The 17,752-nt window shown below is 66.4% G+C and carries 13 protein-coding genes; 5 read left to right on the forward strand and 8 right to left on the reverse strand.

Annotation, left to right across the window (positions count from 1 at the left end):
- Window positions 1-7: 7 nt before the first annotated feature.
- The 7 genes from AC5JDC_RS28060 to AC5JDC_RS28090 form a co-directional block, all read right to left on the reverse strand.
- Window positions 8-1,591, reverse strand: a complete 1,584-nt coding sequence (locus tag AC5JDC_RS28060; protein ID WP_495846659.1) for a GMC family oxidoreductase — start codon at window positions 1,589-1,591, stop codon at window positions 8-10.
- A gap of 10 nt (window positions 1,592-1,601) precedes the next feature.
- Window positions 1,602-2,669, reverse strand: coding sequence for a branched-chain amino acid ABC transporter permease (locus AC5JDC_RS28065; protein WP_495846661.1), 1,068 nt, complete (start codon window positions 2,667-2,669; stop codon window positions 1,602-1,604).
- 9 nt (window positions 2,670-2,678) lie between these two features.
- Complete coding sequence (locus tag AC5JDC_RS28070; RefSeq protein ID WP_495846663.1) at window positions 2,679-3,566, reverse strand: branched-chain amino acid ABC transporter permease; 888 nt, start codon at window positions 3,564-3,566, stop codon at window positions 2,679-2,681.
- A 3-nt stretch (window positions 3,567-3,569) separates the two neighbouring features.
- The gene (locus tag AC5JDC_RS28075) at window positions 3,570-4,295 is read right to left on the reverse strand and encodes an ABC transporter ATP-binding protein (RefSeq protein WP_495846665.1); all 726 of its coding nucleotides are present in this window, start codon (window positions 4,293-4,295) and stop codon (window positions 3,570-3,572) included.
- A complete protein-coding gene (locus AC5JDC_RS28080; protein WP_495846667.1) occupies window positions 4,292-5,092 on the reverse strand; it encodes an ABC transporter ATP-binding protein in 801 nt (266 codons plus the stop codon). Before AC5JDC_RS28080 ends, AC5JDC_RS28075 begins: the two co-directional genes overlap by 4 nt.
- Window positions 5,093-5,156: 64 nt before the next feature.
- On the reverse strand, window positions 5,157-6,437 hold the full coding sequence (locus AC5JDC_RS28085) for an ABC transporter substrate-binding protein (protein WP_495846669.1): 1,281 nt from the start codon (window positions 6,435-6,437) through the stop codon (window positions 5,157-5,159).
- 67 nt (window positions 6,438-6,504) lie between these two features.
- Window positions 6,505-7,905, reverse strand: coding sequence for an amidase (locus AC5JDC_RS28090; RefSeq protein ID WP_495846671.1), 1,401 nt, complete (start codon window positions 7,903-7,905; stop codon window positions 6,505-6,507).
- Window positions 7,906-8,039: 134 nt separating this feature from the next.
- Between AC5JDC_RS28090 and AC5JDC_RS28095 the strand changes: the two genes are divergently transcribed.
- Window positions 8,040-8,996: a LysR family transcriptional regulator gene (locus AC5JDC_RS28095; RefSeq protein ID WP_495846673.1), complete on the forward strand. Its 957-nt coding sequence runs from the start codon at window positions 8,040-8,042 to the stop codon at window positions 8,994-8,996.
- 60 nt (window positions 8,997-9,056) lie between these two features.
- Here the strand turns inward: AC5JDC_RS28095 and AC5JDC_RS28100 are convergent, their stop codons facing one another.
- Window positions 9,057-11,039 carry an oxidoreductase gene (locus tag AC5JDC_RS28100; protein WP_495846675.1) on the reverse strand — a complete coding sequence of 661 codons (1,983 nt, stop codon included), beginning with the start codon at window positions 11,037-11,039 and terminating at the stop codon, window positions 9,057-9,059.
- A 220-nt stretch (window positions 11,040-11,259) separates the two neighbouring features.
- Between AC5JDC_RS28100 and AC5JDC_RS28105 the strand changes: the two genes are divergently transcribed.
- The 4 genes from AC5JDC_RS28105 to AC5JDC_RS28120 all read left to right on the forward strand — a co-directional run bounded on the left by AC5JDC_RS28105 (window position 11,260) and on the right by AC5JDC_RS28120 (window position 17,628).
- Window positions 11,260-12,156 (forward strand): LysR substrate-binding domain-containing protein, encoded by an 897-nt coding sequence (locus AC5JDC_RS28105; protein ID WP_495846677.1) that lies wholly within the window; start codon window positions 11,260-11,262, stop codon window positions 12,154-12,156.
- A gap of 85 nt (window positions 12,157-12,241) precedes the next feature.
- Window positions 12,242-13,801 carry a trimethylamine methyltransferase family protein gene (locus AC5JDC_RS28110; protein ID WP_495846679.1) on the forward strand — a complete coding sequence of 520 codons (1,560 nt, stop codon included), beginning with the start codon at window positions 12,242-12,244 and terminating at the stop codon, window positions 13,799-13,801.
- 76 nt (window positions 13,802-13,877) lie between these two features.
- The gene (locus AC5JDC_RS28115; protein WP_495846945.1) at window positions 13,878-15,923 is read left to right on the forward strand and encodes an oxidoreductase; all 2,046 of its coding nucleotides are present in this window, start codon (window positions 13,878-13,880) and stop codon (window positions 15,921-15,923) included.
- 58 nt (window positions 15,924-15,981) lie between these two features.
- A complete protein-coding gene (locus AC5JDC_RS28120) occupies window positions 15,982-17,628 on the forward strand; it encodes an ABC transporter substrate-binding protein (RefSeq protein WP_495846681.1) in 1,647 nt (548 codons plus the stop codon).
- Window positions 17,629-17,752 lie beyond the last annotated feature (124 nt).

Raw genomic sequence — 17,752 nt, forward strand, 5'->3', positions numbered from 1 at the left:
CGATTCTTCAGTTTGCGAGTATCATCCGGGCAGCGCGCTCTGCGATCATGATCGTCGGCGCGTTGAGATTACCTGAGATCATTTTCGGCATCACCGAGGCGTCGGCGACGCGTATGCCTTCGAGTCCGTGCACCTTGAGCGTTGCCGGGTCGGTGACGGCCATGGCGTCGGTGCCCATCCGGCAGCTCGACGACGGATGGTAGAGCGTCGTCATGTGGCCGCGGATGTAGTTGGCGATCTCCGCGTCGGTCTTGCACTCGGCGCTCGGGCTGACCTCATAGTCGACCAGCTCCCTGACCGGCAACTGCTGCATGATGCGCCGGTTGATCTTGACGCCTTCCACCAGGGTGGCGAGGTCGAGGCCCTCGGGATCGCTGACGAAATATTTTGGATCGATCGAAGGATATTCGATCGGGTTCGCCGAGCGCAGCCTGATCTCGCCGCGGCTGTTCGGCCGCTGCAGGGTGGAGTGCGTGGTGATGCCGGACTGGCCGCCGAGGAAGCGGGCGTAGTCGCGATGCGGGCTGATAGCACCGTAGAGCTGGAGGTCCGGCTCGACACCCGGCCGGCTGCACACATGCCCGCCCGAGGCGACCCATGGCGAGGAGCGGATGCCGGTGCGGTGGTCGCGCCATTCCTCGAAGCTTTGGGCGATGATCTCGTCCGTCCAGGCGCCGATACCCATCGGCTCCCTGGTGTAGAAGGTGATAGGGATGTTGAAGTGGTCCTGCAGGTCCTTGCCGACGCCCGGAAGATCGTGGACCGGCCTGACGCCGACCGCCGCGAGCTCGTCGGCAGGGCCGATGCCGGACAGCATAAGCAGTTGGCAGGAGCCGACGGTCCCCGACGACAGCACCACCTCGCTTTCCGCATAGGCGGTCTCCGGCACGCCGTCGGCCAGGTACTTCACGCCCTTGACCCGCCCGTTCTCGACGATGAGCCCGGTGACGAGCACGCCCGGTTTCAGCGTCAGGTTCGGCCGCTCCAGCGCCGGCCGCAGATAGGCCTTGCCGGTCCCCCAGCGCTCGCCGTTCCTGATGGTGAATTGGAAGAGGCCGACACCCTCCTGCTTCTCGCCATTGTAGTCGGGATTGTATTCGTAGCCGGCCGCTTCCGCCGCCTCGATCCACATGCGCTCGTATCTGTCGACATAGGGCACGTTGCCGATGTGCAGCAGGCCGTCATTGCCGTGGTAGGGGCTGTCCTTGATGTCGGCATTGGCCTCCGACTGGAGGAAGACGGGGAAGACGTCCTTCCAGCCCCAGCCGGGGCAGCCCATCGCCTCCCAACCGTCGTAATCCGACGGCAGGCCGCGGATGTAGATCATGGCGTTGAGCGCGCCCGAGCCGCCGATCATCTTGCCGCGCGGCCAGAAGATGCGGCGGCCGCGACAACCCGCCTGCGGCTCGGTGTGGTAGCCCCAGTCGGCGCCGGTATTGAACATCGTCACCCAGTCGGACGGGATGTCGGAGGCGATCGGCGCCGCCCGTCCCGCCTCGAGCACGAGAACCTTGCGGCCGGGGTCGGCACTCAGCCGGTTGGCGAGAACGCAGCCCGCCGAACCTGCCCCGATGATGATCGTGTCGTACATGGGAGCCTCCTCACTCTCCGGCCGTGGCCGTACTTTCCCGCAGCTTGGACCGGCCTGCTGCGCCCGAGCGGCGACGCAACCAGCGCACGAGATCGCCCAACCGGCCGACCAGTCCCTTCGGCATGAGCACGATGGACAGCGCAATGATGAGGCCGAGGCCGAGCGTGCGGAACTCGCCGGCCTCGCGCATGAGCTCGTCGGCGGCGACCAGCACGATCGTGCCGACGAGCGGTCCCCAGAACGTGCCGACGCCGCCGACCACGGCGATGGCGATGATGAACATGAGCTGCGACATCGACAGGATGCCCGGCCCGATCGCCTGGAAATGCGCTGCGTAGAAGCCGCCGGCCAGGCCGGTGAAGAAGGCCGAGATGCCGAACACCAGAAGCTGTGCCTGGAAGCGGTTGACGCCGCGCGCGACGGCGTAGCCGGGATTGTCCTTGAGCGCCTTGAAGGCAAGGCCGATCGGGCTTTTGACGATGATGTAGGTGGCGATCATCGTCACCGCGAACAGCGTGGCGACGATTGCGTAGTTGCCGACCAGCCATTGCCCCTTCAGGAACTCGCGGGTGCCGAGATCGCCGAAGCGCGCGAAGCCTACCGCGCCGCCGGTGAGCTGCCGGCAGATCGAACCGACCATGACGAAGCATTCGGTATCGGTGACGATCAGCAGGTACATGGTCTGGGCGATCGCCAGCGTCAGCAATGCCACGTAGACGCCGGTCAACCTGAGGCAGGCGAGGCCGACGATCAGCGAGAAGACGACCGCGGCGAGCGCTCCGGGAAAGAGCGCCGCCCAGACGTTCCAGCCGAAATAGAAGCAGATCATCGCGGTCGCGTAGCCGCCGAAGGCGAAGATCGCCATCTGCGCCAGCGAGAAGATGCCGGAGAACCCGAACAGCAGGTTCCACTGCGATGCGATGGTGGCATAGAACAGCGCCAGCACCACCTGGCCGAGCACGTAGCGGCTGTCGACCATGAAGGGCAGCGCCACCGCCGCGGCGACGAGGAGGAGGCTGACGAGCAGATCAAGCCTGGCGGAGCCGGAGACGCTCATCGGTCGGAGAGACGTCGTCATGGCTTCACCTCACATGCGCCGGATCTGGGCGCGGCCGAACAGCCCGGCCGGCCGCCAGATCAGGACCGCGATGACGACGAAGAGAAGCGACGGGAAGCCCCAGCGCGCGCCCGCCGCGTACTGGACGAAGGCCTCCAGCAGCGCCAGCCCGAAGGCGGCGGCCACCGCGCCCGGAAGGTTGCCCAGCCCGGCGACGACGCACATGATGAAGGCTTTCAGCATCGGGTCGTTGCCGAGCGGCGGCGAGAGCTGCGTCATCGAGCTGACCATCACGCCGCAGACGCCGGCGAGCGCTCCGGACAGCACCAGCACCTGGAAATAGACGCGGTTGACGGCAACGCCCATGAGCTGCGCCGCCTCGCGGTTCTGCGCGGTGGCGCGGATCGCCCGCCCGATGCGCGTCCTGGCAAGCAGCAGCGCGACCAGCGCCATCAGGGCGATGACGACGATCACGATCAGCATGTTCTGGTAAGGCAGGTTGACGGGTCCGATGATGAGCGACCCCGTCGCGGAAATGGGCTGCTTCAGCGGCTGGCCGCCAAAGGTGAGCAGGATCGCGTTCTCGAGCGCTATGCCGATGCCGACCGTCGCGATCATGACGTTCGACTCGAACGTCGCCTTGTCGTTGTTCAGCAGGTTGCGGACGATGAAGACGTAGAGCAGTCCGCCGGCGACCGCGCCGGCCAGCACCGCCCCGGCAAAGCCGACGACCGCGGGAAGGCCGAGTGCCGAGGAAAGCGAGAAGGCGGCATAGCCGCCGAGCGTCAGCATGGCGGCGTGCGCCATGTTGAGCATGCCCATCGAACCCCACACCAGCGACAGGCCGACAGTCGCCAGGGCATAGAGAGCGCCTGTCGTGAGGCCGGCTATTATGATCGACGTCAGGATGTCGAGCATGGGTCAGCCTCCGAGATAGGTTGCGAGCAGTTCGTCGCGCGCCAGAAGTTCGGCCGGAGGGCCGGACCAGACGATCTCGCCGTCGTCGAGTAGGTGCAGGTGATCGGCGAGGTCGGCGACGCGCGCCGGGTTCTCCTCGACCAGGAGGATGGTGCGCCCGCTCCTCGATAGTTCGGCGATGACCCCGTAGACCTGCTCGATGACGAGCGGCGCGAGCCCCAGTGAGGGCTCGTCGATCAGCAGGATCTCTCCGCCCATCATCAGGCCGCGCCCGATGCCGGCCATGCGGCGCTCGCCGCCCGAGAGCGACGACGCGATCTGGTGCCGCCGGTCCGCCAGCTTCGGCAGCAGCGTGTAGACCTCGTCCAGCCGGCGGTCGATTTCAATCTTGGAGGGCGCCAGATAGGCGCCCATCAGCAGGTTCTCCACCACGCTCATCTCGGGAAAGAGCATGTCGCCCTGCGGCACATGCGCGACGCCGAGCGCCGCGATGGCGTGCGGCTGGCCGGGCGCCGGGCTGCCATTGATGCCGATCGAGCCCTGCTTCAGCGGCACGAGGCCCGAGATCGTCTTCAGCAGCGTCGACTTGCCGTGGCCGTTTGGCCCGACGACGGTGACGAAGGCTCCGGCGGCGACATCGAAGGAGATGCCCTTGAGCACGGTGAGCTCGCGGTAGCCGGAGACGATGTTGGAAAGGCTGAGGACGGGAGGTTTTTCCGAGAGCGTCATGCGCCCACCTCGCCTTCGGCGAAGAAGCTTTTGAGGCGCTTGCGCGTGGCCTCGCCCAGATAGGTCTCGACGACGACCGGATCTTCCGCCACTTCGGTCGGCAGGCCTTCGAATATCTTCTTGCCGTGATGCATGATCAGCACGCGGCTCGAAAGCGCGAGCAGGAAGCGCATGACGTGCTCGATCAGCACGACGGTAAGCCCGTCGGCCTTGAGCCGCTCGACAAGGCCGATGATGTGGTCGATCTCGGTCGTGTTCAGGCCGCCGACCGGCTCGTCGAGGAAGAGCAGCTTCGGCTTTGTCGCGATCGCCCCGGCGATCATCAGCAGTTTGCGGTCAAGCACCGGCAACTGGCCGACAGCCGCATCGGCCTTGTCCGCAAGGCCGACGAAGGCGAGCGCTTCGTCGGTCTGCTCGCGCACGTCCTTGCCCAGCCGGATGCCGGGTATCGCCCGCCGGCTCCTGCCGAAATAGGCGGCGATGTCGATGTTCTCGCGCACCGTCAAGCTTTCGAAGGCGGCGTTGAGCTGGAAGGTGCGGGCGATGCCCAGCTGGCAGATGCGGTCGGCGCCGAGGCCGGCGATGTCGTGCCCGTCGAAGACGATCCTTCCGTCCGTCGCCGGCGTCACCCCGGTGACGACGTCGAAAAAGGTCGTCTTGCCGGCCCCGTTGGGGCCGCCGATGCCGACCACCTCGCCCTGGCGGACGGTCAGCGACATGCCGTCGACCGCTGCAAGCGAGCCGAAGCGCTTCACGACATTGTCGCATTCGAGCAGCGTTGCGGTGTCGTCCGTCATGATCCCGCTCCTTCCGAGACGACCATCGGCCGGCTGCCCGGCCGACGGTCGGTTCAGCATCGCCCTATTTGATCCACGGCGGCAGCAGGAACGCGTCGGTCGCGTAGAGCGCCGGCGCGATCAGCTTCGGATCGGTGGTGTGGTCCTGGTGCTGCAGGAACTGGTGCGGCATGCCCAGCGACGGATCGGCGACCTGCGTCGGGTAGCAATAGGCCGACTGGCCCGCCGGATCCGCGCGATAGGTGCCGTTGACGCCGCGATAGACGTTGCGGCGCATGACCGCCGCCACCTTGCCGACCTGCTCCTTGTCGAAAGGCTCGCCCGGGCCGCCGGCGATGGCCGCCGCGATCGCCCACATCCACAGGCCGTCATAGGTCTGAGAGCCGGTGATGTAGGCCGAGTTCGGACCGAACTTGGCGCGGTAGGACTCCCGGTAGGCCTTCGAGAACTCGTCCGGCAGGCAGCCGATCACCGTCGAGTAGATGACGCCGTTGATGCTTGCGCCGCCGATCTCGCGGAAGGCCGGCAGCGACGGCCCGTACTGCATGTAGACCAGGCTGTTGATCGGCTGCGTCAGGAACTGCACCATGAACTGCGCGAGGTCCTGCGGGAGGAAGTGGGTGACGATGATGGCGGCCGGCGGGTCCTGCCTGAGCTTGGCGAGCGTCGGTCCCCACTGGTTGGTCGGGAACGGAACCGTCTCGAACAGGCTCACCTCGAAGCCGTACTCCGCCGCCTTGTCGCGGATCGCGTTGGCGATGACGATCGAATACTCGTTGGCCGACGGGATGATCGCGATCTTCTTGTTGGGCGCCGTCCACTTGCCGCCTTCCGCCAGCGTCTTCAGGAAGTTCAGGCAGCCCGGTCCGTACCAGAACTCCGGCGGATCGCCCTGGAACGAGCCGTAGTATCGTTCGGGATCGGTCTTGAACTTCTCGTTGTGCGAGATCAGCGTGTTGTAGTGCATCATGATGATGTCGTTGTCGGCCGCGACATCCATCTCGATCATGTTGGTGCCGAGATTGTAGCCGTTGATGATCGCCGGCGTGTTGTAGCGGTCGACCAGGCGCTGCATGGCCTGCGAGACCAGGTCGGCGCCCTGGTCCTTCGTGTCTTCGATATGAAGCTCGATCGGCCGGCCGAGAATGCCGCCCGCGGCGTTGATCTCCGCGGCGGCCAGCTCGAGCCCGTTCTTGAATTCGATGCCGTCCGCGGCGGCGAAGCCGGACATCGGCAGCGCCGACCCGACATGGACCGGCTCGCCCTCCTGCGCCTTGGCGGTCCTGTTCATGTCGGCGAGCAGGGCGCCGCCGGCGGCGCCCGCTCCCACAAACCCGTGAAGCATTGCACGTCTGTTCAACATATCGGCTTCCCCTTGTGCTTGGTCGTTTTCCTTATGCGGTGTTCGATGCTTATCCGGTGAAGATCGCCTCCAGGCTGGCGGCGGCCGACAGCACGCGGGCGTCCGCCCCCCGCGCTCCGACGATCTGGAATCCGACGGGAAGTCCCGCGGCCGTCAGGCCGCAAGGAATAACGCAGGCCGGCTGCTGGCTGAGATTGATCGGATAGCTGAAGCCCGCCCACTCGGTCCAGCGCTTGAAGCCGCTGTCCTTCGGCAGTTCGAGCCCCGCGTCGAAAGCCGGCAAGGCGGTGGCGGGAGAAACGAGGAAGTCGAATTCCGCGAGCATCCTGTCCATCGCCGCGCCGAACTCGCCACGCCGTATCTGCGCCTGGACGAGCTGGGTGGAGGTGAAGGCCGACCCCGCGCGCGCCGCCTCCAGGAGGCCCGGATCGACCGCCGCCCTTGCCTGCTCGGCAATGCCCGCGACCCTTGCCGCGGCGCCCGTGAACCAGTGATGGTGGAAGAGGTCGAGCAGATTCTCCGCCGGCAGCGTGACCGGCTCGACGATCGCGCCGGCGGCCGCCAGGCGCGCCACCCCGGCATCGACGATCCGTGCGACTTCGGGATCCACGGTGCCCGATGCCGGCTGCGACCAGTAGCCGACGCGCTTGCCCGCGAGGCTGAAGCCAGCTTCGTCGTCAAGCGGCGTCAGGACGCCCGCACCTTGCGCCCAGTCCCGCAGGTCGCGGCCGGACATCGCCTTCAGCATGGCCGCCGCGTCCGCCGTGCTGCGCGTCATCGGGCCGATATGGGCGACCGTGCCGAACGGGCTCGCGGGATATGCGGCCACACGCCCGAAGGTCGGCTTGTGGCCGACGATGCCGGTGAAGGATGCGGGGATGCGGATGGACCCGCCTCCGTCCGTGCCGAGATGGAACACGCCGGCCCCGACCGCGGCCGCGACTGCCGCGCCGCCGGAGGAGCCCCCCGGCGTCTTCTCCGGATTCCAGGGATTGCGGGTCACGCCGAACAGCGCGCTGTCGGTGATCGCCTTCCAGCCGAACTCCGGCGTCGTGGTCTGGCCGATGAACACCGCTCCTGCCTTCCGGAGCAGGGCGACCGAAGGTGCGTCCGCCTGGCAGGGAACGTCGGATGTCGTGGTGCTGCCGTAGCGGACGCTCCAGCCCTCGACCCAGACGATGTCCTTCAGCGTGGTCGGAACGCCCTCGACGTCCGACAGCGGCGCGCCGTCCTTCCAGCGCCTTTCGGAAGCGGCGGCGGCAGCAAGCGCTCCGGCACGATCGATCAGCGTGAACGCATTGAGCTCGGGGTTGATCGCTTCGGCGCGATCGAGCACTGCCTTCGCCACCTCGACGGGTGAAACCGCGCCGCTGCGGAAGGCAGCGGCCAGATCGGCAGCGCCCATGCGGCAAAGTTCCGCCGCCCCGGTGAGCGGGTCGCGTCTTGGCATGCTGATGTTCCCCTTGCGGATTAGGCGGCCCGCATCTGGCGGCGAGCTTGAGGGCAGATTGGACCGGCATCGCCAGTTCACAAAATGTATTCTGTTGCGTAAGTTTTTACATTCCGTGGAGGCGTCAGGGAAAAATGAATCTCAGCATCCGCCAGCTTCGCTACGTCTGCGAGGTCGCGAGCCTCGGCAGCGTTCAGGCCGCGTCGAAGGCGCTCCATATTTCGCAATCCTCCATCCTTGCCGCCATCGCCCTCGCCGAGGGCGAGATGGGCGCACGCATCTTCGAGCGGCGCCCGGCGCGCGGCGTGCAGATAACGCCGTCCGGCGAACGCTTCATCAGCGCCGCGCGGATCATGCTGTCGGCAGCGACCGAGTTCGACCGCGCCATCGGCGACCTCTCGGAACGCGTCCCCAAGGTGCTGCGCATCGGCTGCTTCGAGCCTTTCGGCGCGCTGTTCATGCCGGAGATGTTGCGCCGGTATGTCGACCATGTCGGCGACGTGGAGATCGACCTGCTCGAAGGCGACCAGGTGCAGCTGCAGTCATGGCTGTCCGAGGGCATCATCGATCTCGCCGTCCTTTACGACATCGGCTCGATCACGGCCGGCACGATGACGAAGATCTGCAAGGTGCCGGCGCATGCGCTGCTGCATGCCGACGACCCGTTGGCCGCCAGGGATGCGGTATGGCTCGCCGACATCGCCACGCGCCCGTTCGTCCTGCTCGACATGCCGCAGACCGCGACCTACCTGCTGACGCTCTTCGACATCCTGGCGAAGCGGCCGGAAGTCCGTTTCCACACCCGTTCCTACGAGACGGTCCGCTCGGCGGTCGCCTCCGGCTTCGGCATGTCCATCCTCAACATGCGGCCGATCGGCCGCGCCACGGCCGACGGATCGGCGATCGTACGCCGCCCCATCCTCGACGAACTGCCGCCGCCGTCCGTCATCATCCTCGACCCCTACGGCAATTCGAAGCCGCTCTTCGTCCGGCTGTTCATCGAGATGTTCTCCCGCTTCTTCCGCGAGGTCGGACCGGCGCATTTCTCGGTGACGACGAAGGAGAAGGAGTCGCTGTTGCTGTGGAACTGATCACGTTGTTGCCCGGCGGCTGGCGCAGGCCTGCGCCGAACCTTTGCTCGCCGGGCGCTCCTATAGTGCCAGCGCGATCTTGCGTCCGTCATGGATCGCGAATGCCGCCTGGCGCGCGGCCGTGCAGTCGCCGATCGCGGCGAAGGAGACGCCGCGTTCCTCCAGTCCGCGCGCGAGAGCGTCGTCCGCGACGTTGGTGGCGGCATAGACCAGCGCGTCCGCTTCGCATTGCTGCTCGCGTCCATCAAGCAGCGAAGCAATCGTCGCCAACTCGCCGTTCCAGTTGATCACTGCGCTTTCGGTCAGGAAGCGGACGCCGAGGCGGGCTAGCGCGCGGCGCAGCGGCAGGTCGACGGCCATCCGCTGCAACTCCTTGCCCACCAGGGCATCCGGCGTGACGATCGTGACCCCGTGACCATCCTCGGCAAGCTTCCAGGCCGTGCCGCATCCCTTCCAGTTGCCGCCGTCGTCGAGCACGATGACCCGCTTGCCTGGCCTGGCCTCGCGCGCCATCACCGCTTCCGCGGACAGGGCAGGTCCTCCACCCGGAATGCCGTCGAACTGCGGCAGCGCCCGTTGGAACGCACCGTCGGGCGGCTGGGACCCCGTGGCGATGATGACGTGCTCGGCATTTTCGCGCTCGACGTCCTCGGCTTCCACATAGTGCCCGTAACGCACCTCGACCTGCAACTGGCCGAGCTGCCGTTGATACCAGTCGATGAGGTCGAGGATCTGCGCCCGGCGCGGCTGCAGGCCTGCCAGGCGGAACTGCCCGCCCAGACGATCCGAGGCTTCCGCCAGCACCACATGGTGCCCGCGTTCCGCCGCGACGCGCGCCGCTTCCAGCCCGGCCGGCCCGCCGCCGACGACGAACACGCGCTTGGGCCGTTCGGCCGGCGTGAAGCGGTCGCCACCCCATTCGAATTCGCGTCCGGCCGACGGATTGATGACGCAACTGATCCAGTAGTCGCGCGAGCGGCGGCCCCAGCACATCTGGTTGCAGGACAGGCAGCCGCGGATGTCGTCGGCGCGTCCGGTGGCAGCCTTGTTGGCGAGATGCGGGTCGGCGATCTGCCCGCGTACGATCGAGACCAGGTCGGCGCGGCCCTCGCTCAGCACGCCCTCGGCGTTTTCGGGCGTGCGGATATGGCTTTCGGCCGTGACCAGAGCGTGGCGGACCGTGGACTTCAGCACGGCCGCGAGCTCGGCGCCGAGTTTTTCCGGGTAAACGAAGGTCGGCATGATCTTGTAGAAGTCGAAATAGCTGCCGGAACCGCAGGTGACGTAGTCCATCAGGTGGTCGCGGTCATGCCGCTCGACGATCTCGGACAGCGCCTCCCGCTTCAGCGCCACCTCGACGTCCGGCTCATCATTGACGGCGAGGCCGACGATGAAGTCCTCGCCGCATTCCCGTCGGATACGGCTCATCACCTCGCGGCTCATGCGCGTGCGGTTTTCGAGGCTGCCGCCCCAGCGATCGGCGCGGCGGTTCGACCAGGGCGTCCAGAACTGGTCGAGCATCGAATGATAGGCCGCCCACACTTCGACGCCGTCGAAGCCGGCCGCGCGACAGCGGCGTGCCGCCTGGACGAAGCCGTCGATCGTGTCCTCGATCTCGGTCTCGGTCATGCGGTGCGAGCCGTCGGAGTCGTGGTAGCTCGGCAGGCCGGACGGCGACCAGCCGGCGTGGAAGGAGTTGTCCGCGTCGGCGTGCTGCCCGACATGGTAGAGCTGCTGGATCGCCACCGCGCCGTTGCCGCGGATCGCTTCGGTCACCTTGCGGAAGTGGGGGATGACGCTGTCATCGCCAGGGCGAAAGTTGCCGCGGGTCAGCACGGCGGCCGCGTGCACAGGCATCGGTTCCACCACCACCATGGCCGCCCCGCCGATCGCGCGTTCGGCGTAGTAGCCGACATGCCGTTCCGTAGGCACGCCCTCCACCGCCATGTTCGCCGTGTGAGCGCCGAAGACGATGCGGTTGCGGAGCGTCTTTCCTCGCAATGCGACCGGCTCGAAGAGACGTTTGAAAGCCCGTTGGGACACTGCCCCCTCCCTCGGAGCGCCGCACCTTGGATGCGGACGCGTTTCGGTACCTGCGGCGGATCCATCTCCGCGAGGGAAGACGGCGGTTGCACATCGACCGGCAAACAAGGCTAATAGTCAACATGAACGAAATTCCCCGGCGGTTGAGCCACGGGCAAACGAGGCTGCGGGCGATGTTCTCCAAAATTGAGCCGCGGCACGCGGCCGGGGTGGCATCAGAATGGTTCGCCGATACTATAGCCTTCCGTCGTTGAACGCCCTTGCCGCGTTCGAGGCAGCAGCCAGATACCTCAGCCTCACCAAGGCTGCCGACGAGCTCAACGTGACGCCGGGCGCGATTTCCAAGCAAGTCCGGATGCTGGAGGAGGAGCTCGGCAATCCGCTGTTCGTGCGCCGGCACCGGGCGCTCGAAATGACGCGCGAGGGCGAGACGATAGCCGCGGCGCTGCGCGAAGGCTTCGAGCGGATCTCCTCCACCTTCCTGCAGGTGAAGGCCGCAGGGGGGCAGCCGAACGTCACCATCGGATGCACCATGGCGATGGCTCATCTCTGGCTCATGCCGCGCATGAGCGCATTCTGGAGCAGTCACCAGGACATCGTCGTCGACCACGTCATCTCCGATCAGCCGCGTGGCCTGGATCGTCCCGACATCGATCTCAGGCTTCGCTACGGCAGCGGCGATTGGCCGGACGAGCTGTCGGCAAAGCTTTATGACGACCGCATTTTCCCGGTGGCGAGCCCCGGTTTCGCGCGCACACATCCGGTCGCGACGATCGAGGACCTTTCCAGGCTGCAACTGCTTTCCGTCGAAGGCATAGATTGGGACTGGACGACCTGGGCCGACTTCTTCCGCGAGGTCGGCTGCCCGGACCGGCGCCTCAACGTACGCCGCTTCAACAGCCACGTGATCGCGCTGCAGGCGGCGCGCAGCGGCCATGGCGCCGTGCTGGGCTGGGCCAGCCTGGTCACGCCGCTGCTCGAGTCCGGCGATCTGGTGCAGCTCACCGACGCCGAGATCGCGGCGCCGCGGTCCTACTTCGTCACCTGGAGCGCCCGCCGGCCGCTGAGCCGTCAGGCTACCGTGCTGCGCGACTGGCTGCTCTCCCTTGACGATTGAGCTGAGCTCAAGCGAAGCTGGTCGCTTATTCGCTTGAATCCGAGCTTGCGAGGCGTTCTCCTTACGGGCAAGGGAGTGCGGAACAATGACCGTAGCGGATGCCGTCCGGACCTCGGAACAGCCTGTAGCCCACCGCCGTGGCGGCGGGCGTCTCGGCCGCAAGGCCATGCGCAGCGCGCCGATCCCCTCGTTCCCGACGCTTGTGCGCAAGATACCCGTCTACGACATCGTGCCGGACGAAGCCGTCGAGCTGATCCACGAGGCGTCGCTTGCCATCCTCGAAGAGGTGGGATGCGAGTTCCGTGACGACGAGGCGATCGCCATGTGGAAGCGCGCCGGCGCCGACGTCACCGACACCCGTGTGCGCATCGACCGTGCGTTGCTCATGGAACTGGTCGCCAAGGTGCCGGCCGAATTCACGCTCAACGCCCGTAACCCCGACCGCACGGTCCAGGTCGGCGGCGACAACTCGATTTTCGTGCCGATGTACGGCGCGCCCTATGTGCGCGACCTCGACAACAACCGCCGCTACGGTACGCTCGCGGACCTCAATAACTTCCACAAGCTGGCCTACATGGCGCCGGCGCTGCATTCCTCGAGTTCGATCATCTGCGAGCCCATGGATATTCCGGTGCCGAAGCGGCACCTGCACATCATCCATTCGGCGCTGAAGCACTCCGACAAGCCGTTCATGGGCATCGTCACGTCCCGCGAGCGGGCGGAAGACACGATGGAGATGGCGGGCATCGTGTTCGGCCAGGAGTTCGTGCGCGACAATCCGGTCCTCGTCTCCATCACCAACTGCAACTCGCCCCTGGTGTGGGATGCGACGATGCTGGATGCGATGAAGGTCTATGCGCGCCACAACCAGCCGCTGATCCTGGCGCCCTTCGCCCTTTGCGGCGCCTCGACTTCGGCGTCCGCCGTCGGCGCGGTGGCCCAGGTCAACGCCGAGGCGCTGGCCGGCGTGGCGTTCACGCAACTCCTCCGGCCGGGCTCGCCGCAGATCTACGGGCAGTTCATGGTGACCGTCGACATGAAGACCGGCGCTCCCATGGGAGGCACGCCGGAGGCCGCGCAGATGATGTACCTGATGGGTGCGCTGGCGCGGAAATACCGGCTTCCCTGGCGCACGTCGGGTTTCCATGTCGGGTCGAAGCTGAACGACGCCCAAGCCGGCTACGAGGCCAACATGCTGATGCATGCGGCCATTCTGGCAGGCGCCAACTACATCTGGCATTCGGCGGGATGGCTGGAAGCCGGCCTGACCTGCGGCTATTCGAAATTCGCCACCGACTGCGAGCAGCTGGTCGGATGGTACAAATATGCGGGCGGGCTTTCCTTCGACGACTTCAAGGACGCGCTGGCGGCCATTCGGGAGGTCGGCCCGGCCGGCCATTTCCTCGGCACCCAGCACACGCTCGAGCATTTCGAGTCGGCCTTCTTCATGCCGTCCCTCATGGACTTCAATTCCTTCGAGCAGTGGAACGCCGAAGGAGCCAGGGATCATGACACGCGCGGACGCGAGAAGGCGCGTGCCATGCTTGCCGACTATGAGGAGCCGAAACTGGACGAGGGTATCGCCGAAGGGCTTGCCGACTTCATCGCGCGACGTGAGGAGCGATTGCCGGACACGGTGAACTAGAACGGACGACGAAGGAAGGAATGGATCGGTCCCCTGAAACGCTGGAGCATGGCGCGTGAACGCGGCGGCGAGTGCGTTGGCGGCGAAGGACCCGCTGCTTGAGCCCTTCCAGCTCAGGCACCTGCGGCTCAAGAACCGGGTCATGTCGACCAGTCACGAGCCGGCCTATTCCGAGGACGGCCTGCCGAAGGAGCGCTACCGGCTCTATCATGCCGAGAAGGCAAGGGGCGGCATGGCGCTGACCATGACCGCCGGCTCGGCGATCGTGTCGCGCGACAGCCCGGCCGCCTTCGGCAACCTGCAGGCCTATCGTGACGACATCGTGCCATGGCTCGCGGAGCTGGCCGGCGCCTGCCACGAGCACGACTGCAAGGTGATGATCCAGCTCACCCATCTCGGCCGCCGCACCGGCTGGAACAAGGCCGACTGGCTGCCGGTGCTCTCGGCCTCGCCGGTGCGCGAGCCGGCGCATCGCGCCTTCCCGAAGCAGGCGGAGGACTGGGACATCGAGCGCATCGTCGCGGACTACGCGTCGGCCGCGCAGCGAATGAAGGAGGCCGGCCTCGACGGCATCGAGTTCGAGTCCTACGGCCATCTGATGGACGGTTTCTGGTCGCCCGCCACCAATCGTCGCGACGACGATTTCGGCGGCTCGCTCGACAACCGGCTCCGCTTCACCAACCTCGTGCTCGACGCCGTGCGCAAGGCGGTCGGGCCGGATTTCATCGTCGGCATCCGCATGGTCGCCGACGAGGATTTTTCCGCCGGCCTGTCGAAGGAGGAGGGCGTCGAGATCGCCCGCCGCCTGGCCTCGTCGGGCAAGGTCGATTTCCTCAACATCATCCGCGGCACCATCGAGACCGATGCGGCCCTCACCAAGGTGATCCCGATCACCGGCATGCGCTCGGCGCCGCATCTCGACTTCGCCGGCGAGGTGAGGGCGGCGACGAAGTTCCCGGTCTTCCATGCCGCCCGCATCCAGGACGTGGCGACGGCCCGCCACGCCATCGCCAGCGGAAAGCTCGACATGGTCGGCATGACGCGCGCCCACATCGCCGATCCGCACATCCTGCGCAAGGTGATGGAAGGCCGCGAGCACGAGATAAGGCCCTGCGTCGGCGCCACCTACTGCCTCGACCGCATCTACGAGGGCGGCGAGGCGTTGTGCATCCACAATGCCGCCACCGGCCGCGAGGCGACGATCCCGCATGTGATCGGCAGGGCCGCCGACGCGCCGCGGAAGGTGGTGGTGGTCGGCGCCGGTCCGGCCGGGCTTGAGGCGGCGCGTGTCGCCGCGGCGAGGGGCCACGCCGTCACCGTGCTGGAGGCGGCCGAGAAGGCCGGCGGCCAGGTGCGGCTCGCCGCCCACAATCCGCGCCGCAGGGAGCTGATCGGTATCGTCGACTGGCGGCTTTCCGAGCTGGAACGGCTCGGCGCGGAGGTCCGATACAATGTCTGGGCGGAAGCCGACGACGTGCTGGGCCTGGAGCCCGACGTGGTGGTCGTCGCCACCGGCGGGCTGCCTCAAAATCCGCCGCTGGAGGCGGGCGACGATCTCGTCGTCTCCAGTTGGGACATCGTGTCCGGCGCCGTGAAGCCGGCGGACAACGTGCTGCTCTACGACGACAATGGCGGCCATCAGGGCATGACGGCGGCGGAGATCGTCGCCAATGCCGGTTCGCGGCTCGAGCTCGTCTCGCCGGAACGCTTCTTCGCGCCCGAGATGGGCGGCATGAACCATGTGCCCTATGTCAGGGCCTTCCACGAAAAGGGCGTGCGCGTCACCATCAACACCAGGCTGAGGTCGGTGCGGCGCGACGGCAACCAGCTCGTGGCGGTGTTGTGTTCCGATTTTGCCGACGGCTGGAGCGAGGAGCGGCGTGTCGACCAGGTGGTGGTCGAGCACGGCACGCAGGCCAATGACGATCTCTACCATGCGCTGAAGCCGCTCTCGAAAAACCTCGGCGCCGTCGACTACGAGCGCCTGGTGACGGGCGGCGACATCTTTCCGCCGCGCAACAGGGACGGCGGCTTCGTCCTGTTCCGCATCGGCGACGCGGTCGCCTCGCGCAACATCCACGCCGCTGTCTATGACGGCATCCGTTTCACGCTGAGGGTGTAGGGAACCACTCTCGAAAAAAGAGCAGACAAGAGCAACGTAACGATAACAGGAGGAGTAGATGCTTTTCTTCAAAAGCAACGGCGACCGGGTTTCGCCGGCGATCGAAAGGATGGCCGCGGATGTCCGCGCCGGCGGCATGGACCGGCGCGAATTCCTCGCTTTGGCGAGCGCGATGGGTGCATCGACGGCGCTGGCCTACGGCATGATCGGACTTGCGGCCCCCTCCAGGGCGGTCGCGCAGGAAGGCACGAAAGGCGGCACGCTGCGCGTCGCCATGGCCGTCAAGGGTCAGAAGGACCCGCGAACCTACGACTGGGTCGAACTCGCCAACATATCGCGTACATGGCTGGAGCCGCTCGTCCGCTACACCCGCGAGTTCACCTTCGAGCCGGTCCTGCTCGAAAGCTGGGAAGTCAACGACGACGCGACGGAATACGTCCTGCATGTCCGCAAGGACGTCACCTGGACCAACGGCGATGCCTTCAATGCCGACGACGTGGTCTTCAACCTCGCCCGCTGGTGCGAGAAGGGCGTCTCCGGCAACTCCATGGCCGCGCGCGTCGGCGCGCTGATCGACGAGGCCACCGGCAAGGCGAAGGACGGCGCGATCGCGAAGGTCGACGATCACACGGTCAAGCTGACGCTGAACGCGCCGGATATCTCGCTCATCCCGAACTTCACCGACTATCCGGCCCTGGTGGTGCATCGCAGCTTTGCGGGCGACGACCCTGTCGGCAAGCCGATCGGCACGGGGGCGTTCGAGCTGGTGTCCTACGACACCGGTTCGAAGGCCGTCGTCAAGCGCCGCGAGAACGGCAAGTGGTGGGGCGGCGAGGCGCTGCTCGATTCCGTCGAGTTCATCGACTACGGCACGGACTTTTCGGCGACGGTCAACGCCTTCGAGTCCGGCGAGATCGACATCAACTTCGAAACCCCGGCGGACTTCATCGACATCCTCGACAATATCGGGCTGGCCAAGTCCGAGGTCGCCACGGCAACCACTCTGGTGGCGCGCACGAATGTCACGCACAAGCCCTACGACGACAAGCGGGTCCGCAACGCGCTGCAGATGGCCGTAGACAACGCCGTCGTTCTGCAGTTGGGCTACAACGGTCGCGGCGATGTCGGCGAGAACCATCACGTCAGCCCGATCCACCCCGAATATTATCCTCTGCCCAAGAAGACACGCGACGCGGCGGGCGCCAGGAAGCTCATGGAGGAGGCCGGACAGGCCGATTTCGAGCACGAGCTCATCACCATCGAGGACGACTGGCAGAAGAACACCGGCGACGCCATCGCCGCACAGCTCCGCGACGCCGGCATCAAGGTGAAGCGCACCGTGCTGCCGGGATCGACCTTCTGGAACGACTGGACGAAGTACCCGTACTCGATGACGATCTGGTACATGCGCCCGCTCGGCGTGCAGATATTGGCGCTCGGCTACCGCACCGGCGAGGCATGGAACGAGAGCGCCTATTCCGACGCGACCTTCGATGCCAAGCTGAAGGAGGCGCTGTCCGTCAGCGATCCGGAGAAGCGGCGGGAGGTCATGAAGGATCTGGAGACCATCCTGCAGGACTCGGGGGTGATCATTCAGCCGTTCTGGCAGAAGCTCTTCAGCCACATGAATCCGAAGGTAAAGAACTACGGCGTTCACCAGACCTTCCAGATCGATCTGCCGAAGGTCTGGATCGACCAGGCCTGACCCTTCGTCACGGCTCGTCCAAAGCTGACCGGCGCATCCCGCGGGGTGCCGGTCAGCATGCATATGCGACGACGCCCGGTTCGCCCGGATCGGCTCCGCAACGGTTCCCGTCCCCTTCGCGGAT

The sequence above is a fragment of the Kumtagia sp. genome, assembly GCF_059502445.1.